A 17,727-nucleotide genomic window follows, 5' to 3' on the forward strand; every position below is an offset into this window, starting at 1 on the left:
TGCTTGAAAAAAGTGTCACCGCCGCAACGTGCCGCCACCGCGCCGTTGATTGATCATTTCTTCCGCCATGATCGCCTTCACCGTATTCCGAACTTCGCGCGCCGTTTGCTGTGCAAGGTCGCGGTTCTGTTCCGGGCTGCCTCCTGTGGCATTGACGGTGGTGTTCACGTTGAACGTCACCTCCGGACTATCGCTCGCACGATTGCTGTTTGCGCCGGACAATGAGGGCCGCTGCAATGCCAGTGGTGTGAGGTTCGGCGCTACCAAGCCACCGTCCGCATATCCACGATGAAGGCGCTCAAGATTGTCGAGGCCAATACGACTGACGGCTTTCTGACTCATGACGTATTCGCCACGATGCACCACACCAGCCGGTTCATACTTTCCGCCGCTGCCGGTATAGCCACCATCGGCAAATCCGAACACTGCGCCAAGGATGCCAGTGCCGCCGCCGAACAAGCCGCCAAGCGGACCTTGTCCTAGCAGAGCGGCTTGAGCAAGCGCGCTGATCAAAGACGAAAGCAACTGCTGCACGGCCTGTTCTGCGGTCGTCGCGCCGGTGAGAACACCTGTCAGAACATCGGTGAAGCCTTGTGCAATGAACTGCTGCGCATCCCTCATCTGTTCCATGCGCGCTTGAGATTTTCCTGTCGCATCGTCCAAGCGCTGCGTTTCGGTGATCTTGGCACGGATGCCCGCAAGCTCCTGTGGTGTCAGTGTGATACCGGCGCGACGGGCTTCCAATTGGCGCTGATAGACGGCCAATTCGATTTGCTGCTGCGATTGCGTCTTTCCGGAAATCGACTGCTCGAACTTCGCGAGGTCCAAACCTTCCTGCACGGACAGATTGAGACTCTTACGGGCGTCATTCTGCTGCTTGAGCAAATCAACGGCCTTCTGCTGCGCGGGCGTGTTCTCCAGCTTCTGCGGCGCTGTAGACGTGCCGGAATAGGCTTCGCGGATGGTTGAGTCGTCAACGCGGCGTAAGCCCTCCCATTCATTGCGAAGGGAGTCCGGATCGCTGCCACGACGTCGGAGAAGAGCGCGGGCAATTTCGTCCTGGGTCTTCTCATCAAACATGCGGTCGCCGGTTAGACCAAGCTGGCTCATCATGTCGCGGAGCGTGCCGCTCGTGATCTGATAGCGGCCTAGCGCGGATGATCCTTTGCCGTCGCCATATAGCGCGCGATTCTCCGGCGTCCGCATACTATCCTGCAGCGCAAGAATTTCAGTGAGCGTCATGCTGGTGAGATTGCGAGCGCCGCCGGTCCAGCGGCCATAATCCAGTGTCTCGTTATAGCCGCGCCCTTTATCAGTGCCTTCCACCGCGCCAATGAGGGAAAGCATATCCTTATGAGTGCCGAACGTGGCGGTGGTCTTGGCGCGGTTCGCAATGTCGGTGGCGGTGCGGATTTCGGACATGGTGCGGGCGTTTTTGACCGCATTCTGATAAGCGGTATCGATCGCATCATTCTGCGCAAGCGTATCGAGCTCGGCTTTGAGTTCCGGAATAAACTTCTTGAGGTCAGTAAGTGCGGATTTGAAATTGGCCGCTGCCGTTACGTTGCCACTGAAGCCGCTGGAAAGTGAGCGGCTCGCATCGGACAAGGTGCGCATAGCCGTTTCCATATCGACGGTGCCGTTCTCAAGCTGGCTGATTTCGCGGTCGAGCGCTTCAACATCCTGCCTGAGCCTTGGCAATGCAGTCATGCGGCCTTTTTCGCTGGAGGCTTCAATCGCGGCAATAGTTTCTAGGAGCTTTTTCCGGCGCTCTAGGGCGCGCTCAAGCGTGGCTTCCTGAGACAGGAAATCATCGCGCGCGGACGAAACATAGCCATCACCTTTCAAGGTGCCGATCAAGCCAATGATCTGCTTGGCATAGCTCACAGACTCAATCGCGGCTTTCTTGGCATTAACGCGAACATTCTGCCAAAGGGTTTCGAATTCAGCATCGATCCGCTTGGCGGCTTCGATCTGCTCATTGCTGAAGGTCGCGGCCTCATCCCGAAGCTTCTGGATTTCCGCGACGGAAAGGCCCAGCACCTTGGCTAGCTGTTCCGCGCCGGTCCCACCGAACACTTCATCCAAGATACGTGTTTTACCCGCGCTGTCCAAAAGCTGAAGCTTGCTAATGATCTCATCAAGGAAGCGGTTCGGATCACGCAGGCGTTCGGCAACATCGGCAGCGGAAAAGCCTAGACGCTTGAAAGCATCCTCTGCGGAACCCTTGCCGGTCTTGGCGAATTCGTCGCCGCGAATGTTCAGTTCCTTCAGGGCGTCGGCAACACCATCAATGGTTGCGCCGGTCGCCTTGGCGACGTATGACCATTGCTGCCAGACTTGCGACGACACGCCGGCCTTGCGGGCCTCTTGATCCACTTCGGCGATGCTGCCGGCGATCTGAGTCACTGCGGTTGCTGTAGCCGCTATGGCTGCCGTCGCAATTCCTCCGGCCATGAATGGTTTGAAGAGGCTTTCCAGCCGACTATTAATGGAGCTGCCAGCATCAGCCATGGATTTTTCCATGCGCTGCGCTGACTGCTTGGCGCGAGCTTCCATCGCATCGAAGCTCTTTCCGCCTGAACGCATTGCGCGTTCCATGTTTTTCTCGTAATCGCGGATACGGGCCTCAAGAGCGATAACTAGGCGTTCTTCGTCGGTTGCCATTCTGATATTTCCTATGCTGCCGCAAACATGCGGTCGAATTCTTCGGGATCCTGATCGTAAATCGAGCCGGTCGTTTCCGCATTGCAGGCGCGGCTCACGGCCATTGCTGCGGCAACTGCGCCATCGATGCGATTGTTGTTCGCGGCCTTGTGCATTCGCACCAAGCCGGTGTCGTTTCGGGATGCGACAACGCTGTCAAAGTGATGCCGCAAGACGGGATGGCCGTTGTGCCGGATTTTGAAACCGTTCACGGTGCGCTCAAGATCACCGATAGCCGGTCCCATGGTGAGCGGTCCCTGTCGCATTTCGATGGTCGGCAAACCTTCATCGAAAAGGCGCTGCATGATCTTGCGAGCAAGATGCGGATCGAACGCGATTTCCTGCACGTTGTAGGTCGCGCAAAGCTCGCGAATATGGTTCTCGATTTCATCCGGCTCTATGATCGGGCCGTCAATGACATTGATAAGCTCGTCATCCTTCCAAGCGACGTAGGGAACGTTATCCTTAGCCGCGCGGTCGGCAAGATCGTCGCCGGGAACGAAAAACCAAGGGTGAATCGTGATCCGGCCATCCTCATGCCGCCAAGCAGCAACAATGGCAGTTAGATCGCCGTTCACCGACAAATCGACGCCAAGATAGCAGGGCAATTCCGTTAGCTCTTCAAGCTCGAACTCAAACCTGCCTTCATCATAGACGGCCATATCGAAGAGCGGATCACGGCTACTCGCTTGCCAGATATTCAAATTCAGTTGCTTGAACGCGTGGCGCTCGGATGGCCTGTGCTCGGCTTGCTGCGCTTCCCGGCGAAAAGACGGAAGATCAGGGAAGCCATATTGGAGGCCAGGATTAACGCGGTGCCAAAGGGCCTCATCCTGCCAATCGTCTTTAGCGTCAGCTTCAAAGATGATCGGCAAATAGGAAGGATCGATCACTTCTCCGGTCGCAACCTTCCGGGCGTATTCATATTCTTGATAGCCAAGGTTCTCTTGCCCGCGTCCGGCGGTTGTGGCGATCACCATGAGCGTGTTCGGCGTTTTCACTAAGCCGGACTTCAAGGCTTCCCAAAGGTCGCGGCCTTTCCAAGCGTGTATTTCATCGACCAGAACGAAGGCCGGTGTCTTGCCATGCTGTGCCGCGCCGTCACTGGAAACGGTTTGCAGGGAAACGCCTTGCTTCCTGTAGACGATCTTTTTCACGCTGTTATGGGCGTCATAAATGCGCGTTGCCGCGATTAGGCGCTTGTCTTGGCGGATGATATCGGCGGCTTCTTTAAAGCCAATTCCGGCTTGCTCGCGATCTGAAGCGGCGAAAATCACCTGTCCAGCCGGAACATGCTCGGGGCCAATGGTATGTAGAAGCGACAATGCGGCGGCTAGGCTAGTCTTGCGATTGCCGCGCGGAATCATCCAGAACACTTTGGTAACGATCCGGCTTCCGTCCCGATGGCGAGGGCCATAGATGGCGCGAATAATGCGCTCTTGCCAGTCGTAAAGCTGGAACACTCGTCCGGTTGCCGTGCTCCTCGGATGCCGCAAGAGCCGGACGAACTTAACGGCACGCTCGCCGAATCCCATAGGGTCAGCAATCGGTGAACCGTCAAAAATCCATTCCGGATAAGCACTCTTGCTCACTACCGAACGTCCAACGGGTTATCGTCACCATCTTCCGCCATCTCCATCATGGCAGCGCGTGAGCGAGCCGAGGGTGTCAGACCAAGCTCACCTGCACAACGCAGTTGCTGTTGCTGCATTGCAGTCAGGATACCGGCGGCAGGATGGCGTTTGCCCTCTGTCGTCACATAACCTTCAGCCTGAAGCAGTCGGTGCATCTCGCGAATGGTGCCAAGAGAAATGCAGTAATTTTCCAGCGTGCCAAGATCAGCAACCGTCAACACCTTTCGCTCACGGATCAAAATTGGCGCAACGCGTTTCCATTCCGCCTTAGCATCTTTTGAAAGGTAAGCAGGAGGTGAGGGAATTTTTATAACAGGCGAAGAACCGCCAATAATTGTCGATGGTTTAAGGCCGCGCATGTGCAGCCTTTTGGTGCGCCGTGCGGGAGTTGAACCCGCATGAGTTTCCTCGCCTGATTCCTAAAGGCCACCCCGTTGATGTGGCCCTTAGGTAATCAGGTGCGTCTGCCAGTTTCGCCAACGGCGCGCTGGAAAGAATATAGCATCCATGGCTGAGGTTCACAATCACGTCGCGCACCTCAGTTCGAGGCCGCGCCGCCTGCCAATTTCTTTGATTTCCTTTAGGTCGTAGGGCTTGCCGGAATAGAAAATGCGGTCGTCGGTGCTGATATCAGACACGTATCGGGTGCGGAATATGACGGCGTTCGTCTCGGCTTCACCGAAGCCGGTAAGATACTCGGACGCAGATTGTTGCACGATCTCGGCGCGGATGGTGGCGAATGTCTGCCATTCCTTCACGACTGAACCGGAGGGTTTCACAATTTGGGTTTCGCGCTGAAGTTCGATGCGCCGGTCGAGTTTACCGGCACGCATCAGAGCTTCCACCGGATCACGGCTTCAAACGTCAGAACACCATGGCAATAGTTCTTTTCCGGATCGGGATCGCGAAGCCAGCGAACCGAAGGCTTTGCAAATTCGTCAATGGTGCAGCCGTCCGCGTTTGGAATTTCCCGCAAAGCGTTCATGGCTGCAAAGCCGATGGCCTTGGCCGTGTCTTCGCCATCCTCGATAGCCCAAATGTGTGCGTCAACGAACACGCGGGCGGCGTATCCAGCGCCAGCCGTATAGCCAAGGAAGATGGTTTGAGCGTCGGTAAGCATGATGCATGGTAAGGCTTCGGGCCGTGACGATCCGGCAAAGATGGACGTTGCGGAAACAAGCGAGGTGACGGCGGTGTCACTGATTAGGCGGGCACGGATGGCCGTGCGCAGTGCAAGCGATGGCTCAATCACGGGCAAGCCTTTCCTTGATGGCCTTGCGGCTGGCACGATTGACACGGTTCGCGATACGCTTTTTCAGAATGCGATAGGCGGGCCAGAAATAAGCCTGCGCTTCTGCTTCAGCGGTGCCGTATTCGACAAGGTGAGCATAGCGAACGTCACTGTTGCCAGCGGTCACAAGCACCTCATTCTCAGCGGCAACGCGCGAGCCTCCCGGCTGCGAATATGCCGGTGTTGCTTGCTTCGGGCCGGTGACGGCAATGGAATTTTTCAGCGCGCCGGTATCTTCAGGCGCAAAACGGCGCTGCAAATCGGCCAATTCTTCAGCGGATTTCTCAAGCGCCGGAACGGTAGCTTCAAGATAGGCCTTCGGAAGGCTCATAACCTTGCGCTGGATACGGCTGTATTGTTCGGATTTCGCCATCAGAACGTCCATTCCCGATAGGGCCGGATCATATCGAGCAATCCGAACGGCAATTCATAAGGGTTTACGCCGACAAGCGTAGCTTCGCGGTTCTCGTAAAGGTGTCCAGCAAGGAGCAAAACGCCTTCCTTCACGTCCGAAGGAACCGTGTCATAATTCGTCCAGGGCGTGCCGGTGTAATTGGCGACCCATGCTTCGGCGGCGTCCAGCTTGTGCTGAAGCAACTCGTCATCGGCGGAATCATCGATATTAAGCTGGAGCTTCAGCAAGGATAGGGTGACGATACTCACTACAAAATCGCCTTTCGCGGTGTGGTTTCAGAAAAAGTTATTTCGGGCGTCTCTTGCAAAGTGCTCCCCGCGCCGGTCCCCTGAGAGGGCGTAAAATTGGAGACTACCCCCGGGGTGTTGTCGTTGGATGCAAGCACGCGAGAGGGATTGTGTCTGTGCTGCGGTTCATGGATGGCTCGTTCAATCGACCAGCCATAGCTCAAGCGGGCGTAGAGTGTCTGATGAGGGATGCCCGTGACCACAGACCATTGCCTAAGCGAGAGCGCTCTGCCGTCACACTCATAGAGCTTTGCTATGTTCTTTCGGCTCACACGCAATCTATCTGTGATGCCACGTAAAGGAGTTTCGAAGGTCTGTTGATTTGACCAACCTCTGTCTAAGCGAGCCTGTAGCGTCTTCACCTTTATCCCGGTGACTTTGGACCATTGAGCTAGGGTAAGTGTCCTGCCATCTAATGAATAGGGCTTTGCACCTTCATAGATGCTGGCGGGTTTTGCTTTTGGTTTGGTGGTGACTTTGATGGTGGTCGTCAGGGTCCGACGCGGGTTCAAATATCGACGGATATAACTACCATTCAGGATTTGCCCTTTGATTGCGAACATCGGGCGCGTGATCGCCTGTTCAGCATCCCAGCCCTTTTGAAGGCGGGCAATGATGATTTCCGGTGTGATGCCAAAATCAAGGGCCCATTCCGTCACTGATTGGCTCGTGCCGTCAAAAGTGATGATCGTATCGGGGTTCACAGGTTTTCCCCCGGTGTTTGGATAGGGTCCGTTGAAGAATTTTTAAATAACGCGCAAGGTGCGAGTGAAAATAAACAGCCGGGGAGGCAAGCATGGCGCGCACGCAATACATTGTTGTTCTTCTGAATGGTGAATGGAAGATCAGTTATAGCGGTAAACATGCCGGACCTTATGACACCCAGAAAGCCGCTATAAAGGCGGCAGTCGATGCTGCACATAAGACCGGACAGAATGGAGGGGATGCTCAAGTCCTTATTCAAGGTGAGGACAATAAGTTTCGCACCGAATGGACATATGGTCATGATCCATACCCACCCAAGGGTTGAGTGAAGCTGCGCTTTTCTTGACGTTGTTTGATGCTGTTATGACAGGTAGTGCAAAGTGGCTGCCAATTACGGCTGTCCCAGAATAAGCGGTCATCGCCTTTGTGTGGCCGGATGTGATCGACAACGTTTGCCGAAGAACCGCAGATTTTGCAGGTGGGAAAATACCCGAGATATTCAGCGCGGGCGTTCTGCCATTCATGATTATAGCCGCGGGCGCGGGCGCTAGGGCGCTTCTGATCGAAGCGTGCTTTACGTTCACGATCCTGCTTCGCTTGGCATGTGCAGCGAACGCCATGCGCAACGATCTTGCCGCATGAGCAAAGGTGTGGAGGGCGTGCCATTATGCAAACCCCTTCGAAAGCGCTTTTAACCGTGCAAGGTTCTCGCGAAGCTGGTCGGGCGATATTTCGTGGTCGGCGGGATTATATTGGTTATGTGGGTCCGGCTGATCGTCATCATCCTTAGCGCCGTGGATCGCCTTCAGCTTGGCAACATGACCATTAAAAGCCGTCATGATTTCAGCCGGTGTGCTAGTCCAAGCGGTTTCAGGCGTCCAGCCTAGCCAACCGGTCGCATATTCATAGAGCGACACAAGGCGTGCTGTGATGGATTGTGATTTGCCGGGATTGATAATGGTGTTCGAGGGTTCGTCTTCAGTGCCATCGTTCAAGCCAAACGACATACTGATGAAGTCAGAGAGCGATTGCTGAAGTTCGAGCAATGATAGAACGCCATCGGCTTCAATCATGTCGGCTATCAGGTTGCGGGCCTCATATGGATACGGGGTCGAGGCTGATACGATATCATTGATGATGGTTAGATTGCCCTGAAGTGCGCCAAACCATAGCTTGGTCAGGCCGTGCTTCTGTTCAAGGAGGTATGCGGCTCGCAACGAAGGGCGCAATTCTATGCGCCGGTCGTCATGGATGATCATGATTGCTTCTGATACGAGCCGCATATTCGTGGTTCCTTACGCGGCGATCTTCAAGCCGGTCAGGGCTTCGCCAAGCGTTACACGGCCACCCACGCGGCGACGTGCGGAAAGCTTCACAATGCCGTTAAGGAACGAGTTAGCTTCGTCACGGTAAGTCTCGAAACCAACGCGGTCGGCAATGGTGTAAGCCGACGCAAAGTCACCGAAGGCAATCGGAACTGCGTTGGCACCAATGGCGGGCATATCGACTGCTTCCAAGACCGGGCGGCCAAGGAGTGTCGGCGGAACGCCAGCGGCGATTGAAGGCTGCCAGAGATAGGAACCATCGGTGTCCTTCAGCTTGCGAATTACTGCCATTGTGCCACGGTTCATCAGCCAAGAACCGTTGGCCGAATAGGCCGAAGCGATCTTATAGAAGGCATCGATCAATGCGTCGGCGTCGATAACATCGGTTTCAAGTGGCGCAAACTCTGCGGATTTCAGGAAACCTTCCGCCTGAGTAGTGCCGTTGCCGTTTACGAACCAAGCGGCCTCTTTCTGACCAAACCGGCGGGCGACGTGGTTAGCGAGATAAGCTTCAAGATTGATCTGTGCGTCTTCGAGCAAGGTGCGCGTGACAGGCACGACTACGGCCATTTCGAAAGGCTTCAGGTCGATCTGTTCGAACGATGGTTCGGATTCAGGACGGTCGCCAGTTTCGCCAACGTCGCCAACCTGAACTTCGTTCACAAGGCGAGGAAGCTGCAAGAGCGGGCCGGACATGCTCATAGAAGCTGCAATCTGGCGAACCGGGGAGAATTCAGCAATTTTTTCGATGATCGACGCTGCGGTCTCTTCCGGTGCCAGAACAACAGCGGTTGAAGCGCCGTAAGAGAGCGTCTTCTCTTCCATGCGGCCTGTGCGGAGGAAATCGCCGAAGGCTTTACGTTCCTCATTATCGTTGGAAGCTGTCGGATGATTGTTATTATCAGCCTTCGGGCGATTGCTCTTGGCTTCCAGCTTATCCAGTCGGGCCTTCATCGCGTCGAAGGCCTTCTGGTCAATAACCGGCGCGGATTTCGCCTCCGGCTGTTCATTCTCAAGTTCATTTTCCATAGTATTTTCCTTATCGGTTGCCGTGCCATCGGCGGCTTTGATTGAAGTGATTTGTGCGGCCGGATGGCACGGAACCGCGACAACTGAGATTTCATGAAGATTGAGGGCGCTGATCGTTCGCCCGCCGCCCTTGCGTGACTTTGCCTGTTTGGTGACAAAGCCGATTGATAGGCCGGTTGCAGCGTTAGCTCTGATCATGGCGCGGACTTCTGCGGCGCGGGCAATCTGATCAACCAAAAGGCGACCTTTGACGATCAAGCCTTGTGTCGTTTCGGTGATGCTGTCCCAAACCCCAATGACTTGCGACTGATCATGTGCAAACAGCATTGGTAGGCTTGCCGGTGACGTGAACGATCCTTTTTCAATCACGTCGCCAACACGATCGGGCGAGCCGAACGGCCATGCGATGCCGGTGATCTCGCCAGCATCAGTTACGGTGAAATCGGCTTTCGTTTCGAGAAAATCCATTATGGTGCCACCTGATTAAGCGCGTCGTCGATTGCGGCGGCGTGTCCAATTTCGTCCTGGGGGATGGCTTCAGCCGGTTCATCAGTCGTAGTTGGCGAGCCGAACCAGACCGTTTCGAGCACAACAATTGCAAGAGGAAGGATTTCCACGATGGGGCGCGGCTTAGCGTATGCATCAACAAGGGCTTCCGCATCGCTAGACGAAGTGCCGCCGCCGATAAGACCAAGCCGGATCGTTTCGAGGATATCGGTGAAATGGAATTGAGCGCGGAACACGCGGTTGCAAAAAGCAGCAATGCCGATGCCGGTCTTGCGCTCAAGTTCAATGATCAATTCAGGCGTGAGCGCAAAGGCGCGCTCTTTGTCGCCAAAGAACGCCTTATGCGTCATTTGCGGGTGTTTCCTTATTCGGGATTGTAGTGGCCGGGGCGGTCGTGGTGTATGGGTTTGCCAGTTCGTCGCCGCCTTCCTTTGCCGGAAGGTTCATTGCGGCGCGCACTTCGTTCGGTGCCATGACGCGGGCGGCGATTAGCTTGCTGAAGGTATCGGCGCGGGCTGCGGTATCGGCGCGCAACAGATCATCGATGACGAATTCGCAGAATAGTTCGTCGCGCTCGTCGTCAGAGAAGAGAACGAGATTATAGGCGTCCTGCCATTTATCGAGCCAAGGCCGGAGGCAAAGCTGAAGGAAGGTCGAACCCATTTGTTCGGCGTTCGACCAAGTGGCGCGGGATAGCTCGAAGAGCATGTGCGGCGGGATACCGAAGGCGCGAGCAATCTCACGGATTTGTTCGGTGCGCATTTCCGCGAACTGTGAATCTGTGGAATTCAATGCAATCTGTTGATACCGCCAGTTGCCATCGAGAATGAGCGGGTCGCCTTGCTTGCCTTCGGCAAACGTATTGCGCCACGACCGCAGCATGTTGCCGATGGTCTTCGAACCGTTCTCGTTTGCCGGTGTCTTGCTTTCATTCCAGAGCATCGAAGCGGGGCGTGCGCCGCCAGCGAACAATTGCGCGGCGTGCTTCTCAAGCACCATCGCGAGGGAAATAGCTTCGCGGGCGCTTCTGATCGGAGCAACACCACCGAAGGCCGGTATGTGCAGAATGTCAGTGTAATGATAGGTCTTTTGACCCTTGCCCTTTCCGGAGACGAAAACCGGCTCTCCAGTGTCATCATCGATTTTTACGGTGATGTTTGTAGGATCGAGCCGGATCAATTCGAAGGGTTTGCCGTCAACGCGATTCACAAAGGCAAAGCCGCCATGATGTAAAAGAGCGTCGGCTGTTAGTTGCGCGCGAAAGAGGTTTGCAGAAGTCCAGCCATTAGACCAGCCGTGAACGAGCTTGTAGGCCGGATGATCCTTTGCGACCTCCTTGCCGTCATCAGTATTGCGATAGACCTTGCACGGAAGCGAACCAGCGGTTTCGGAGATAAGTCGGACGGCTTGAAGAACAGCCGGAACCTTCAACGCGGAAACAGGGCTAACGGAAGGTCCGGCAACCGTTGGCGTAACACCAAAAATCCCGAATGCTTCAGGAGAGGTAAGAGAATACGACTTCTCTTCTAACGAAACTGGCCTCGAACGGAAGCCAAAGAACTCACTTAAACGCGATACTGGCACAAAACATTCCTACACACTTAACGTAAGAATATTGTCCCATTTGCTAAGAATTTATGCAACACTAAATGTGAAAATAAACCTATTTTTTATCGCCGATAACTTCTCGCAATCTGACATCAAACTCTGTAGCGAAGAAGCCAAATGACAGACCGATGACACCTAATTTCTGAGCTAGCAGAAGTAGCTGTTCTCTCGTTACTGTCTTGGTTTCCAACTTCGTAGAAAGGCTTTCTGGATTAATCAGCGTTAATATGAATTCATCCTCGATTACTTCGAAGTTCAATATTGCCCAATGGACGATATGATGCCGGTCTGTCTTGATAGCATCTATGTTTGATTTATGTTTTTCGAACTCATCTTTAAATACCGATAGCTCATAATATTCTTTGGTCAGATAGGACATGAGCCTGAGTTTCGCATCAAGTCCTCGCGGCATTTTTTGATATTTTTTCGGGAGATCGTTCTCGAAAGCCGGATACAGCCAAAAGGTTAGGTAAGTTAAATCCTGCTCAATACGATTCCATAACGCCAAAATACGACCGATTAGCTCATACGCTTCGCTGTGCACTTCCGTTAATTCCGATGCTTGAAATACGGTAAACGGATTGGCGTCAAAGCGAAGTTCGAGCGAGATTTTGGTCAATGACTATGCTCCCTTATTCATCAGGTGCTCGATGTTAAGCTGAGGGTAATTGATTGAATCAATCAGCGCCGCTCGCTGCTCAAGCATTCCCTGCGGAAGAACACCGTAGCGCTGCGTCATAGTGCTGGACGTATGGCCGAGGATGAAGCCAAACTCCTCGTCCAGATATCCCGCGCGGCGAAGGGCATCAGTCGCGCCGTGTCGAAAGCTGTAAAGCGAAAGGCCGGGCCCGTTCTTGAGACTAATCTTCGCAAGGTAGCGCGGAAAGTCCCGGCTGAAATCCGCAATCATCTGGCCCCGTGAATTGCGCACCGCCTGCGGGAAAAGTCGGGTCTGTCCTGCTTGCTTCATGTCGGCATGATACTTGAGGAAACCGAGCTTCACGAGCTCTTGGTGAATCGGAACTACACGCATTGAGCCCTCGGTCTTAACGCTCTTGTCGCCGTCCCCTTCCGTCGTAATGTGCATGAACCAAATACCTTCCTGCTCCCGAACGTCATCGATAGCAAGCTGCGCAATCTCTGCCGGGCGTGCGCCGGAATAGAGCATAATAAGTGGGACCCAATAGCGATGATCGCGGATAAGAACGTTTCCCGGCTTGCTCCAAAAACGGGGCGCTTCATCGCTCTCGCACCCAATGAATAGCGGTGAAGAAAACAGGCCATTCAACTGGTCAACCTTGAACGGAACAGTTGTCTTATCCTTCTTTTTCGCAAGGAACATATCGGCTACCGGGTTGCTGTCCAAATAGCCGTTGTCAGCAAGCCAGCCGCAAAACGCGCCGAGGCTCGAAAGATAGCGGTTCACGGTCGTTGTGGAGAGAACCGGCTTGCCTACGGTTTCGTTGTGCTTGATGATCTGCGAAATCTTCATGCCTTCGAACGCTTTGCTTTCCGTCGCCTTCACCGGGTAGCGCATCAAAAGCGTTTTCCACTCGCGAACGGCCTTCTTGTCAATCCGATGGACCGGGCAAGTGCTGCCGACACAATCAACAAACGTGCCAATGTCCCGACGTGCTTGCGCGAGCGTGTCGGGTTTGATCTGTTTCGGGTTCTCGCGTTCATAAATCGCGAAAACCTCCATAATGTTTTCGCCCGGTGCTGCTACTTCGCGGTTCGTGCCGGTCGCGGGCTTCACAATGGGATCTTTTGGGGTGCCGCTATAGTCTCCCCGGTCGCGCTCAAGGGTGCGCTCTAAGCCCTGGATTTCAGCCCTCATCATCTTCCGGGCGATGTCGTTCCAATCCGGGTGCGCATCATCAATGAGCAAGCGGTTCCGCTGCGCGTAGTCCTCAACCTCATGAGCGATAAGGCCCGTTTCTCCCGTCACGAGATGTTTACGCAGAGCGTCCAGTTTGGCACGTCGGGCAAGAGCGTCATACTCGCGGGCCTTTTTCAGGACTTGCACATCGAGAGTCGCGTCGAGGATTGCCAGAGGGTCGGCGGATGAAATCTCGCCGCGACTAGCACGGGCTAACACGGCGCTCGTGGCCTCATCGATAATAGCTTGCGTCGGCATATCCTGCCGGGTTTGTTCGTCGCGCTGAAGGGTAGCTTCGTAGTGTTGCCATACGGCAAAGGCTTTGTCGTCAGCGGTAACGGCGCGGCGAGCGCGTAGGTCGTCGAAATGCCGGTTCCATCCTTCAATGACCGGCCAGAGCAACCGCTTCGCCTCGCTCTGTTCCTTTGTGCCCAGTGCTTTCACAAGCTCCTTCTTTCCGACGATACCCACCAAATCGAGAGGGACGCGGATGCGAGCCGAGTAGCTAGCGCCGCGCCGAATAAGATAGTTAAATCCGGTCATGACTGCCCCATGTGGAAGGTCTGCGTGTTACAGTCATGTGTTACAGATTTGCCCGAGATTCGTCAATAAAGACAATAAGATATTAGATATCAAGACTATAGAATTAGTTGGATTATAGTCCAGGTTCCCCAGCCAGCTAAATCAGCCATTTCTCATAACCGATTCGACGCTTCAGTCGCCCGAGTGTTTATCGCCCTCCGAACATCCGCATGCCGTCGTTGTCATGTCCGGTGAAAAGCGTTACACGAGCGATAAAGCCTATCCGCCGAATTTTGAGCTTAGCAGTGTGTCCCGGATCTCAACGATGATGATATTCCCATGACAAGTTTGAAGTTTGGAACAAGCGGGCTTCGCGGCCTGGTAACGGAACTGCCGGATCAGGTTTGCCGCGCCTATACGCTGGCGTTTCTCAAACATATGCAAAGCGCTCATGCAGCGCCTGCCGTTGTGCTCGTCGGGTATGATCTGCGATCAAGCAGCCCGCAGATGGCTGCTGCCTGCATTTCCGCGGCCCGGGAATTTGGCATGAACGTCGAAAACTGCGGCCCGGTACCGACGCCGGCGCTGGCCTTCCGGGCGATGAGCCTGAAAGTGCCGGCTATCATGGTGACAGGCAGCCACATTCCGGCAGATCGCAACGGGCTGAAGTTCTATCGGCCTGATGGTGAAATCGACAAGGGCGACGAGGCCGGTATTCTTTCCGCGCTCGACGCGGAAACGACCGCACCCCCATCCTCGCCGGAAGCTTTGCCGGTCGCATCGGAAGCACTGGAAAACTACATCAGGCGTTGCGCTTCTCTTCTTGCACCGAAATCCCTGGCTGGACTGCGGATAGGCGTTTATCAGCATAGCTCGGTCGCGCGCGATTTGATGGTGACCATCTTGCAAGACTACGGCGCGGACGCGGTTGCTCTCGCCCGCTCAGAGGTTTTCGTGCCAGTCGATACCGAAGCGCTGCGGCCGGAGGACGTTGAATTTGCGCACGCAGCTGTCAAAAAGTACAAGCTGGACGCGGTGGTTTCCACGGATGGCGATGCCGACCGGCCGCTCATCGCCGATGAACAAGGCGCGTTTTTGCGCGGAGATAGTGTCGGGCTTCTGACCGCGCACTTTCTGCGTGCCGATGCGGTCGTCACACCGGTGACCTCGAATACGGCGATCGAACTTAGCGGCCTGTTTTCAAAGGTTTATCGCACGCGCGTCGGCTCGCCATACGTCGTCGAGGGCATGGAAGAGGCCAGCAAGGACAGCTACCAGCGCGTCGTCGGTTTTGAGGCCAATGGCGGTGTTCTGCTTGGTTCGCAAGTCACCGCGGATGGCGGGCGTCTCGACGCCTTGCCGACACGCGACGCGATGCTTCCCATCCTCGCTGTCCTGGGCACGGCTGCAAAAGGAGGTGTCGCGCTGTCAAAGCTCCTCGATAATTTGCCAGCGCGATTCACACGTAGTGGCCGCCTCGAACACGTCGATGCGAGCCAGAGCGGACCATTCCTGCAAAATCTTGGCGACGACAGCCACCGGAAACATTTTTTTGCGGAGCTCGGAGCGATCAAGGAAAGCGACACTATCGACGGTGTTCGCACCGTGCTTGCGACCGGCGAGGTGGTCCATTATCGCGCCTCCGGCAACGCGCCCGAGTTGCGCTGCTATGCGGAAGCGGCGACGGACGAGCGCGCCGAAGAGCTTTTGCAGTGGGGTTTGAAACGGGCGCAGCAAGCCGTGGTCTCGGGCTAGGTCAGAACACTTTCATCTTATGCTGCGTGAAGAAAATCGCGGCTGAGCGCACAAATTGCCAAATGTGCCAAAGGCCTTTATCAGCCGCGCCGCCACCTTCGTGGACGATCCTGACTGCCGGCACATAGGCGATGCGAGCGATTTCTGCTGTGCGCAACGAGATGTCGAAGTCTTCGAAATATAGCAAGTAACGCGGATCGAACCCCTTCAATTTCGTGTAGACATCGCCTCGGAAAAACATGCAGCAGCCGCTGACGATTGGCGGATCCCATGCGATGGAATTGGTTGGCTGGTCATGCATCTCATACCGGTCGAGGCGCTTGCGAAACCAGGATTTAAGCCAGCCGGGCGCAAACCCGCGCAGAAGAAGATCGAACAGCGTAGGATATCGTTTGCACAGATACTGCTTGCTGCCGTCTGGATTGAACGCCTGCGGGGTAATAAGGCCACATTCCTCGTGCTCGCCCATGAACGACAGTGCTTGCTCGATCGCGTCCGGCTCCATCTCCACATCCGGATTGAGCACCAGATGATATTTGCCGGTATGGCCGAGCACCAGATTGTTGGCTTGGCCAAATCCCACATTACCCTGGCCTGCAATAATCTCGCAGGGCAGATCGCCCCACGCTGCATAGAGCCAGGCATGATCGGAAGCGCCAGGCGAATTATCGACAATAGTAAGTTTCACCAGTAATGGCGGCGCGTAACCAAGCGCATCACGCAAGCTTTGCAATGTCCTAAGGACAGTCGGCCTGTCGGGTTTGAAGATGACAATACAGACTGTGAGCTCGAGATCCTGCGATTCAGCCATTGCCGGCCTTCTTTCCCATCTTGCCGGAAAGGCCATGAAAGATGCCGGTCGTCATCATCTTGGCGTGCTGAACCCGCGGCACGGTCATCAGACTGTAGAATACGTATTTTCGCAGGAGGCGGGACCCGTCCACGACCTTCCAGTTGAACCTTAGCCACGGCTGACGGTAGAGCCAGACCGCATTTCTGAAATGATAATAATGCCGCAGCGGACCATGAACGGGAATTTGCCTGCCGAGAAACAGGATCGGTTCGTCGCCGAGATCGTGCTTCATGAGCGCCGCGCAAACCCCGAAGGAGCGATAACCCTTCTGCTGCGCCCGCAGACCCCACTCGATATCAACATAGTCGATGAACAACTCCTCCCGCATGCCGCCAACATCATCGAGCGTTCCCATCGGAATGAGACACCCTGAAGCGATCAGGTAGTCGACGTCCACGACGGCATCCGGTGTCGCGCAGGCCTGCCGTTCCAGCCGGAAGCCGTTCGTCCTGATGAAGGGCGGCGGATTGTTCTGGCGGGTGTCTTCATATCGCGGGCCGACACATCCAAGTTTCACGCCGTTGGAAATCTGCGCTTTGGCAGCGGCCAGCAGCGTCACCACCATGTCGGGCGCGGGAAGACTGTCCTGATCGAGGAGCAGCACAAATCGAGATCCATGCGCACGCGCCCGCTCGATGCCGACGTTCTGCGCCTTGGCGATGCCCAGATTATCGCCGAGCGCTACGATTTCGACATGAACATCCTGCTCACGCAGCCACGTTCCGATGTCGGCTTTCGAACCATTGTCAACGATGATCACCGGGCCGAGTTGCGGAACGATTGCATCGAGTAGCGATTTCAGGCCTTTGAGGTCAGGATTGTAGGTGACGATAATGCCGCTGACTTCTGGCTGGCGTTCAATCTGCATTTCAAACCCATGGTTCGCTATCTGGTGCGATCGCGCTACAAAAAATGTTATCTGTTGGAAGCAAAACGACTGAGCCCTCGGCGCGGTCGACTTGTCCAGGCATTGCCGCGAAATGTCTGTCCCAAAGATGAGCGAACCGCATCCCGCGCTTGTGCTGAAAACGGTTCTGTTTGTCCAGTACATTATTTTCCGCGTTCTGTTCTTCTCCGAAACCTATGATGCGCAAGCTGGCCAAACCGGGATCGATCTGCTTCGCCCGCAGATTGTCGACGGACAAATTCTCGACGTTTTCGATTGGCGTACGCCAAACAATACTTCGGAATGATTAGTACCGCGGCTCGAA

At 55.1% G+C, this 17,727-nt stretch carries 20 protein-coding genes and 1 tRNA gene; 3 read left to right on the forward strand and 18 right to left on the reverse strand.

What is annotated here, in order from left to right:
• Positions 1-15: 15 nt before the first annotated feature.
• The 9 genes from N8E88_RS16850 to N8E88_RS16890 form a co-directional block, all read right to left on the reverse strand.
• The gene (locus N8E88_RS16850) at positions 16-2,667 is read right to left on the reverse strand and encodes a hypothetical protein (RefSeq protein ID WP_262294680.1); all 2,652 of its coding nucleotides are present in this window, start codon (positions 2,665-2,667) and stop codon (positions 16-18) included.
• Between the two features lie 11 nt (positions 2,668-2,678).
• Positions 2,679-4,298 (reverse strand): terminase large subunit, encoded by a 1,620-nt coding sequence (locus tag N8E88_RS16855; RefSeq protein ID WP_262294681.1) that lies wholly within the window; start codon positions 4,296-4,298, stop codon positions 2,679-2,681.
• Positions 4,298-4,699: a phage terminase small subunit P27 family gene (locus N8E88_RS16860; protein ID WP_262294682.1), complete on the reverse strand. Its 402-nt coding sequence runs from the start codon at positions 4,697-4,699 to the stop codon at positions 4,298-4,300. Before N8E88_RS16860 ends, N8E88_RS16855 begins: the two co-directional genes overlap by 1 nt.
• 11 nt (positions 4,700-4,710) lie before the next feature.
• Positions 4,711-4,826 (reverse strand) — tRNA-OTHER (locus N8E88_RS16865).
• A gap of 38 nt (positions 4,827-4,864) precedes the next feature.
• Positions 4,865-5,173, reverse strand: a complete 309-nt coding sequence (locus N8E88_RS16870; protein ID WP_315975294.1) for a phage head closure protein — start codon at positions 5,171-5,173, stop codon at positions 4,865-4,867.
• A complete protein-coding gene (locus N8E88_RS16875) occupies positions 5,173-5,592 on the reverse strand; it encodes a DUF3168 domain-containing protein (protein ID WP_262294683.1) in 420 nt (139 codons plus the stop codon). Before N8E88_RS16875 ends, N8E88_RS16870 begins: the two co-directional genes overlap by 1 nt.
• On the reverse strand, positions 5,585-6,004 hold the full coding sequence (locus N8E88_RS16880; RefSeq protein ID WP_262294684.1) for an HK97-gp10 family putative phage morphogenesis protein: 420 nt from the start codon (positions 6,002-6,004) through the stop codon (positions 5,585-5,587). The genes N8E88_RS16875 and N8E88_RS16880 overlap by 8 nt, the downstream gene beginning before the upstream one ends.
• Positions 6,004-6,294, reverse strand: coding sequence for a head-tail connector protein (locus tag N8E88_RS16885; RefSeq protein WP_262294685.1), 291 nt, complete (start codon positions 6,292-6,294; stop codon positions 6,004-6,006). Before N8E88_RS16885 ends, N8E88_RS16880 begins: the two co-directional genes overlap by 1 nt.
• Positions 6,294-7,037 (reverse strand): hypothetical protein, encoded by a 744-nt coding sequence (locus tag N8E88_RS16890; RefSeq protein ID WP_262294686.1) that lies wholly within the window; start codon positions 7,035-7,037, stop codon positions 6,294-6,296. Before N8E88_RS16890 ends, N8E88_RS16885 begins: the two co-directional genes overlap by 1 nt.
• 92 nt (positions 7,038-7,129) lie before the next feature.
• Between N8E88_RS16890 and N8E88_RS16895 the strand changes: the two genes are divergently transcribed.
• Positions 7,130-7,363 carry a DUF2188 domain-containing protein gene (locus tag N8E88_RS16895; protein WP_262294687.1) on the forward strand — a complete coding sequence of 78 codons (234 nt, stop codon included), beginning with the start codon at positions 7,130-7,132 and terminating at the stop codon, positions 7,361-7,363.
• Here N8E88_RS16895 and N8E88_RS16900 read toward each other — a convergent pair.
• From N8E88_RS16900 to N8E88_RS16930, 7 genes are all read right to left on the reverse strand, one after another.
• Positions 7,336-7,704, reverse strand: coding sequence for an HNH endonuclease signature motif containing protein (locus tag N8E88_RS16900; protein WP_262294688.1), 369 nt, complete (start codon positions 7,702-7,704; stop codon positions 7,336-7,338). The two genes, N8E88_RS16895 and N8E88_RS16900, sit on opposite strands and share 28 nt — an antisense overlap.
• Positions 7,704-8,321, reverse strand: a complete 618-nt coding sequence (locus N8E88_RS16905; protein ID WP_262294689.1) for a hypothetical protein — start codon at positions 8,319-8,321, stop codon at positions 7,704-7,706. Before N8E88_RS16905 ends, N8E88_RS16900 begins: the two co-directional genes overlap by 1 nt.
• A 12-nt stretch (positions 8,322-8,333) precedes the next feature.
• Positions 8,334-9,860 (reverse strand): phage major capsid protein, encoded by a 1,527-nt coding sequence (locus N8E88_RS16910; RefSeq protein ID WP_262294690.1) that lies wholly within the window; start codon positions 9,858-9,860, stop codon positions 8,334-8,336.
• Positions 9,860-10,249, reverse strand: a complete 390-nt coding sequence (locus tag N8E88_RS16915; protein WP_262294691.1) for a gene transfer agent family protein — start codon at positions 10,247-10,249, stop codon at positions 9,860-9,862. Before N8E88_RS16915 ends, N8E88_RS16910 begins: the two co-directional genes overlap by 1 nt.
• Complete coding sequence (locus N8E88_RS16920; protein ID WP_262294692.1) at positions 10,239-11,483, reverse strand: phage portal protein; 1,245 nt, start codon at positions 11,481-11,483, stop codon at positions 10,239-10,241. Before N8E88_RS16920 ends, N8E88_RS16915 begins: the two co-directional genes overlap by 11 nt.
• A 79-nt stretch (positions 11,484-11,562) precedes the next feature.
• Positions 11,563-12,126 (reverse strand): hypothetical protein, encoded by a 564-nt coding sequence (locus N8E88_RS16925; protein WP_262294693.1) that lies wholly within the window; start codon positions 12,124-12,126, stop codon positions 11,563-11,565.
• 3 nt (positions 12,127-12,129) lie between these two features.
• Positions 12,130-13,929 (reverse strand): site-specific integrase, encoded by a 1,800-nt coding sequence (locus tag N8E88_RS16930; protein WP_262294694.1) that lies wholly within the window; start codon positions 13,927-13,929, stop codon positions 12,130-12,132.
• Positions 13,930-14,247: 318 nt separating this feature from the next.
• Here N8E88_RS16930 and N8E88_RS16935 point away from each other — a divergent pair, with 318 nt between their 5' ends.
• Positions 14,248-15,663, forward strand: a complete 1,416-nt coding sequence (locus N8E88_RS16935; RefSeq protein ID WP_262294695.1) for a phosphomannomutase — start codon at positions 14,248-14,250, stop codon at positions 15,661-15,663.
• 1 nt (position 15,664) lies between these two features.
• Here the strand turns inward: N8E88_RS16935 and N8E88_RS16940 are convergent, their stop codons facing one another.
• Together N8E88_RS16940 and N8E88_RS16945 are read right to left on the reverse strand one after the other, a co-directional pair.
• On the reverse strand, positions 15,665-16,474 hold the full coding sequence (locus N8E88_RS16940; RefSeq protein ID WP_262294696.1) for a glycosyltransferase: 810 nt from the start codon (positions 16,472-16,474) through the stop codon (positions 15,665-15,667).
• The gene (locus N8E88_RS16945; RefSeq protein ID WP_262294697.1) at positions 16,467-17,384 is read right to left on the reverse strand and encodes a glycosyltransferase family 2 protein; all 918 of its coding nucleotides are present in this window, start codon (positions 17,382-17,384) and stop codon (positions 16,467-16,469) included. The genes N8E88_RS16940 and N8E88_RS16945 overlap by 8 nt, the downstream gene beginning before the upstream one ends.
• A gap of 112 nt (positions 17,385-17,496) precedes the next feature.
• Here N8E88_RS16945 and N8E88_RS16950 point away from each other — a divergent pair, with 112 nt between their 5' ends.
• Positions 17,497-17,709, forward strand: coding sequence for a hypothetical protein (locus N8E88_RS16950; RefSeq protein ID WP_262294698.1), 213 nt, complete (start codon positions 17,497-17,499; stop codon positions 17,707-17,709).
• Positions 17,710-17,727: the final 18 nt, after the last annotated feature.

It is taken from the genome of Phyllobacterium zundukense, from assembly GCF_025452195.1.
In the GTDB taxonomy this organism is placed as follows: domain Bacteria; phylum Pseudomonadota; class Alphaproteobacteria; order Rhizobiales; family Rhizobiaceae; genus Phyllobacterium; species Phyllobacterium zundukense_A.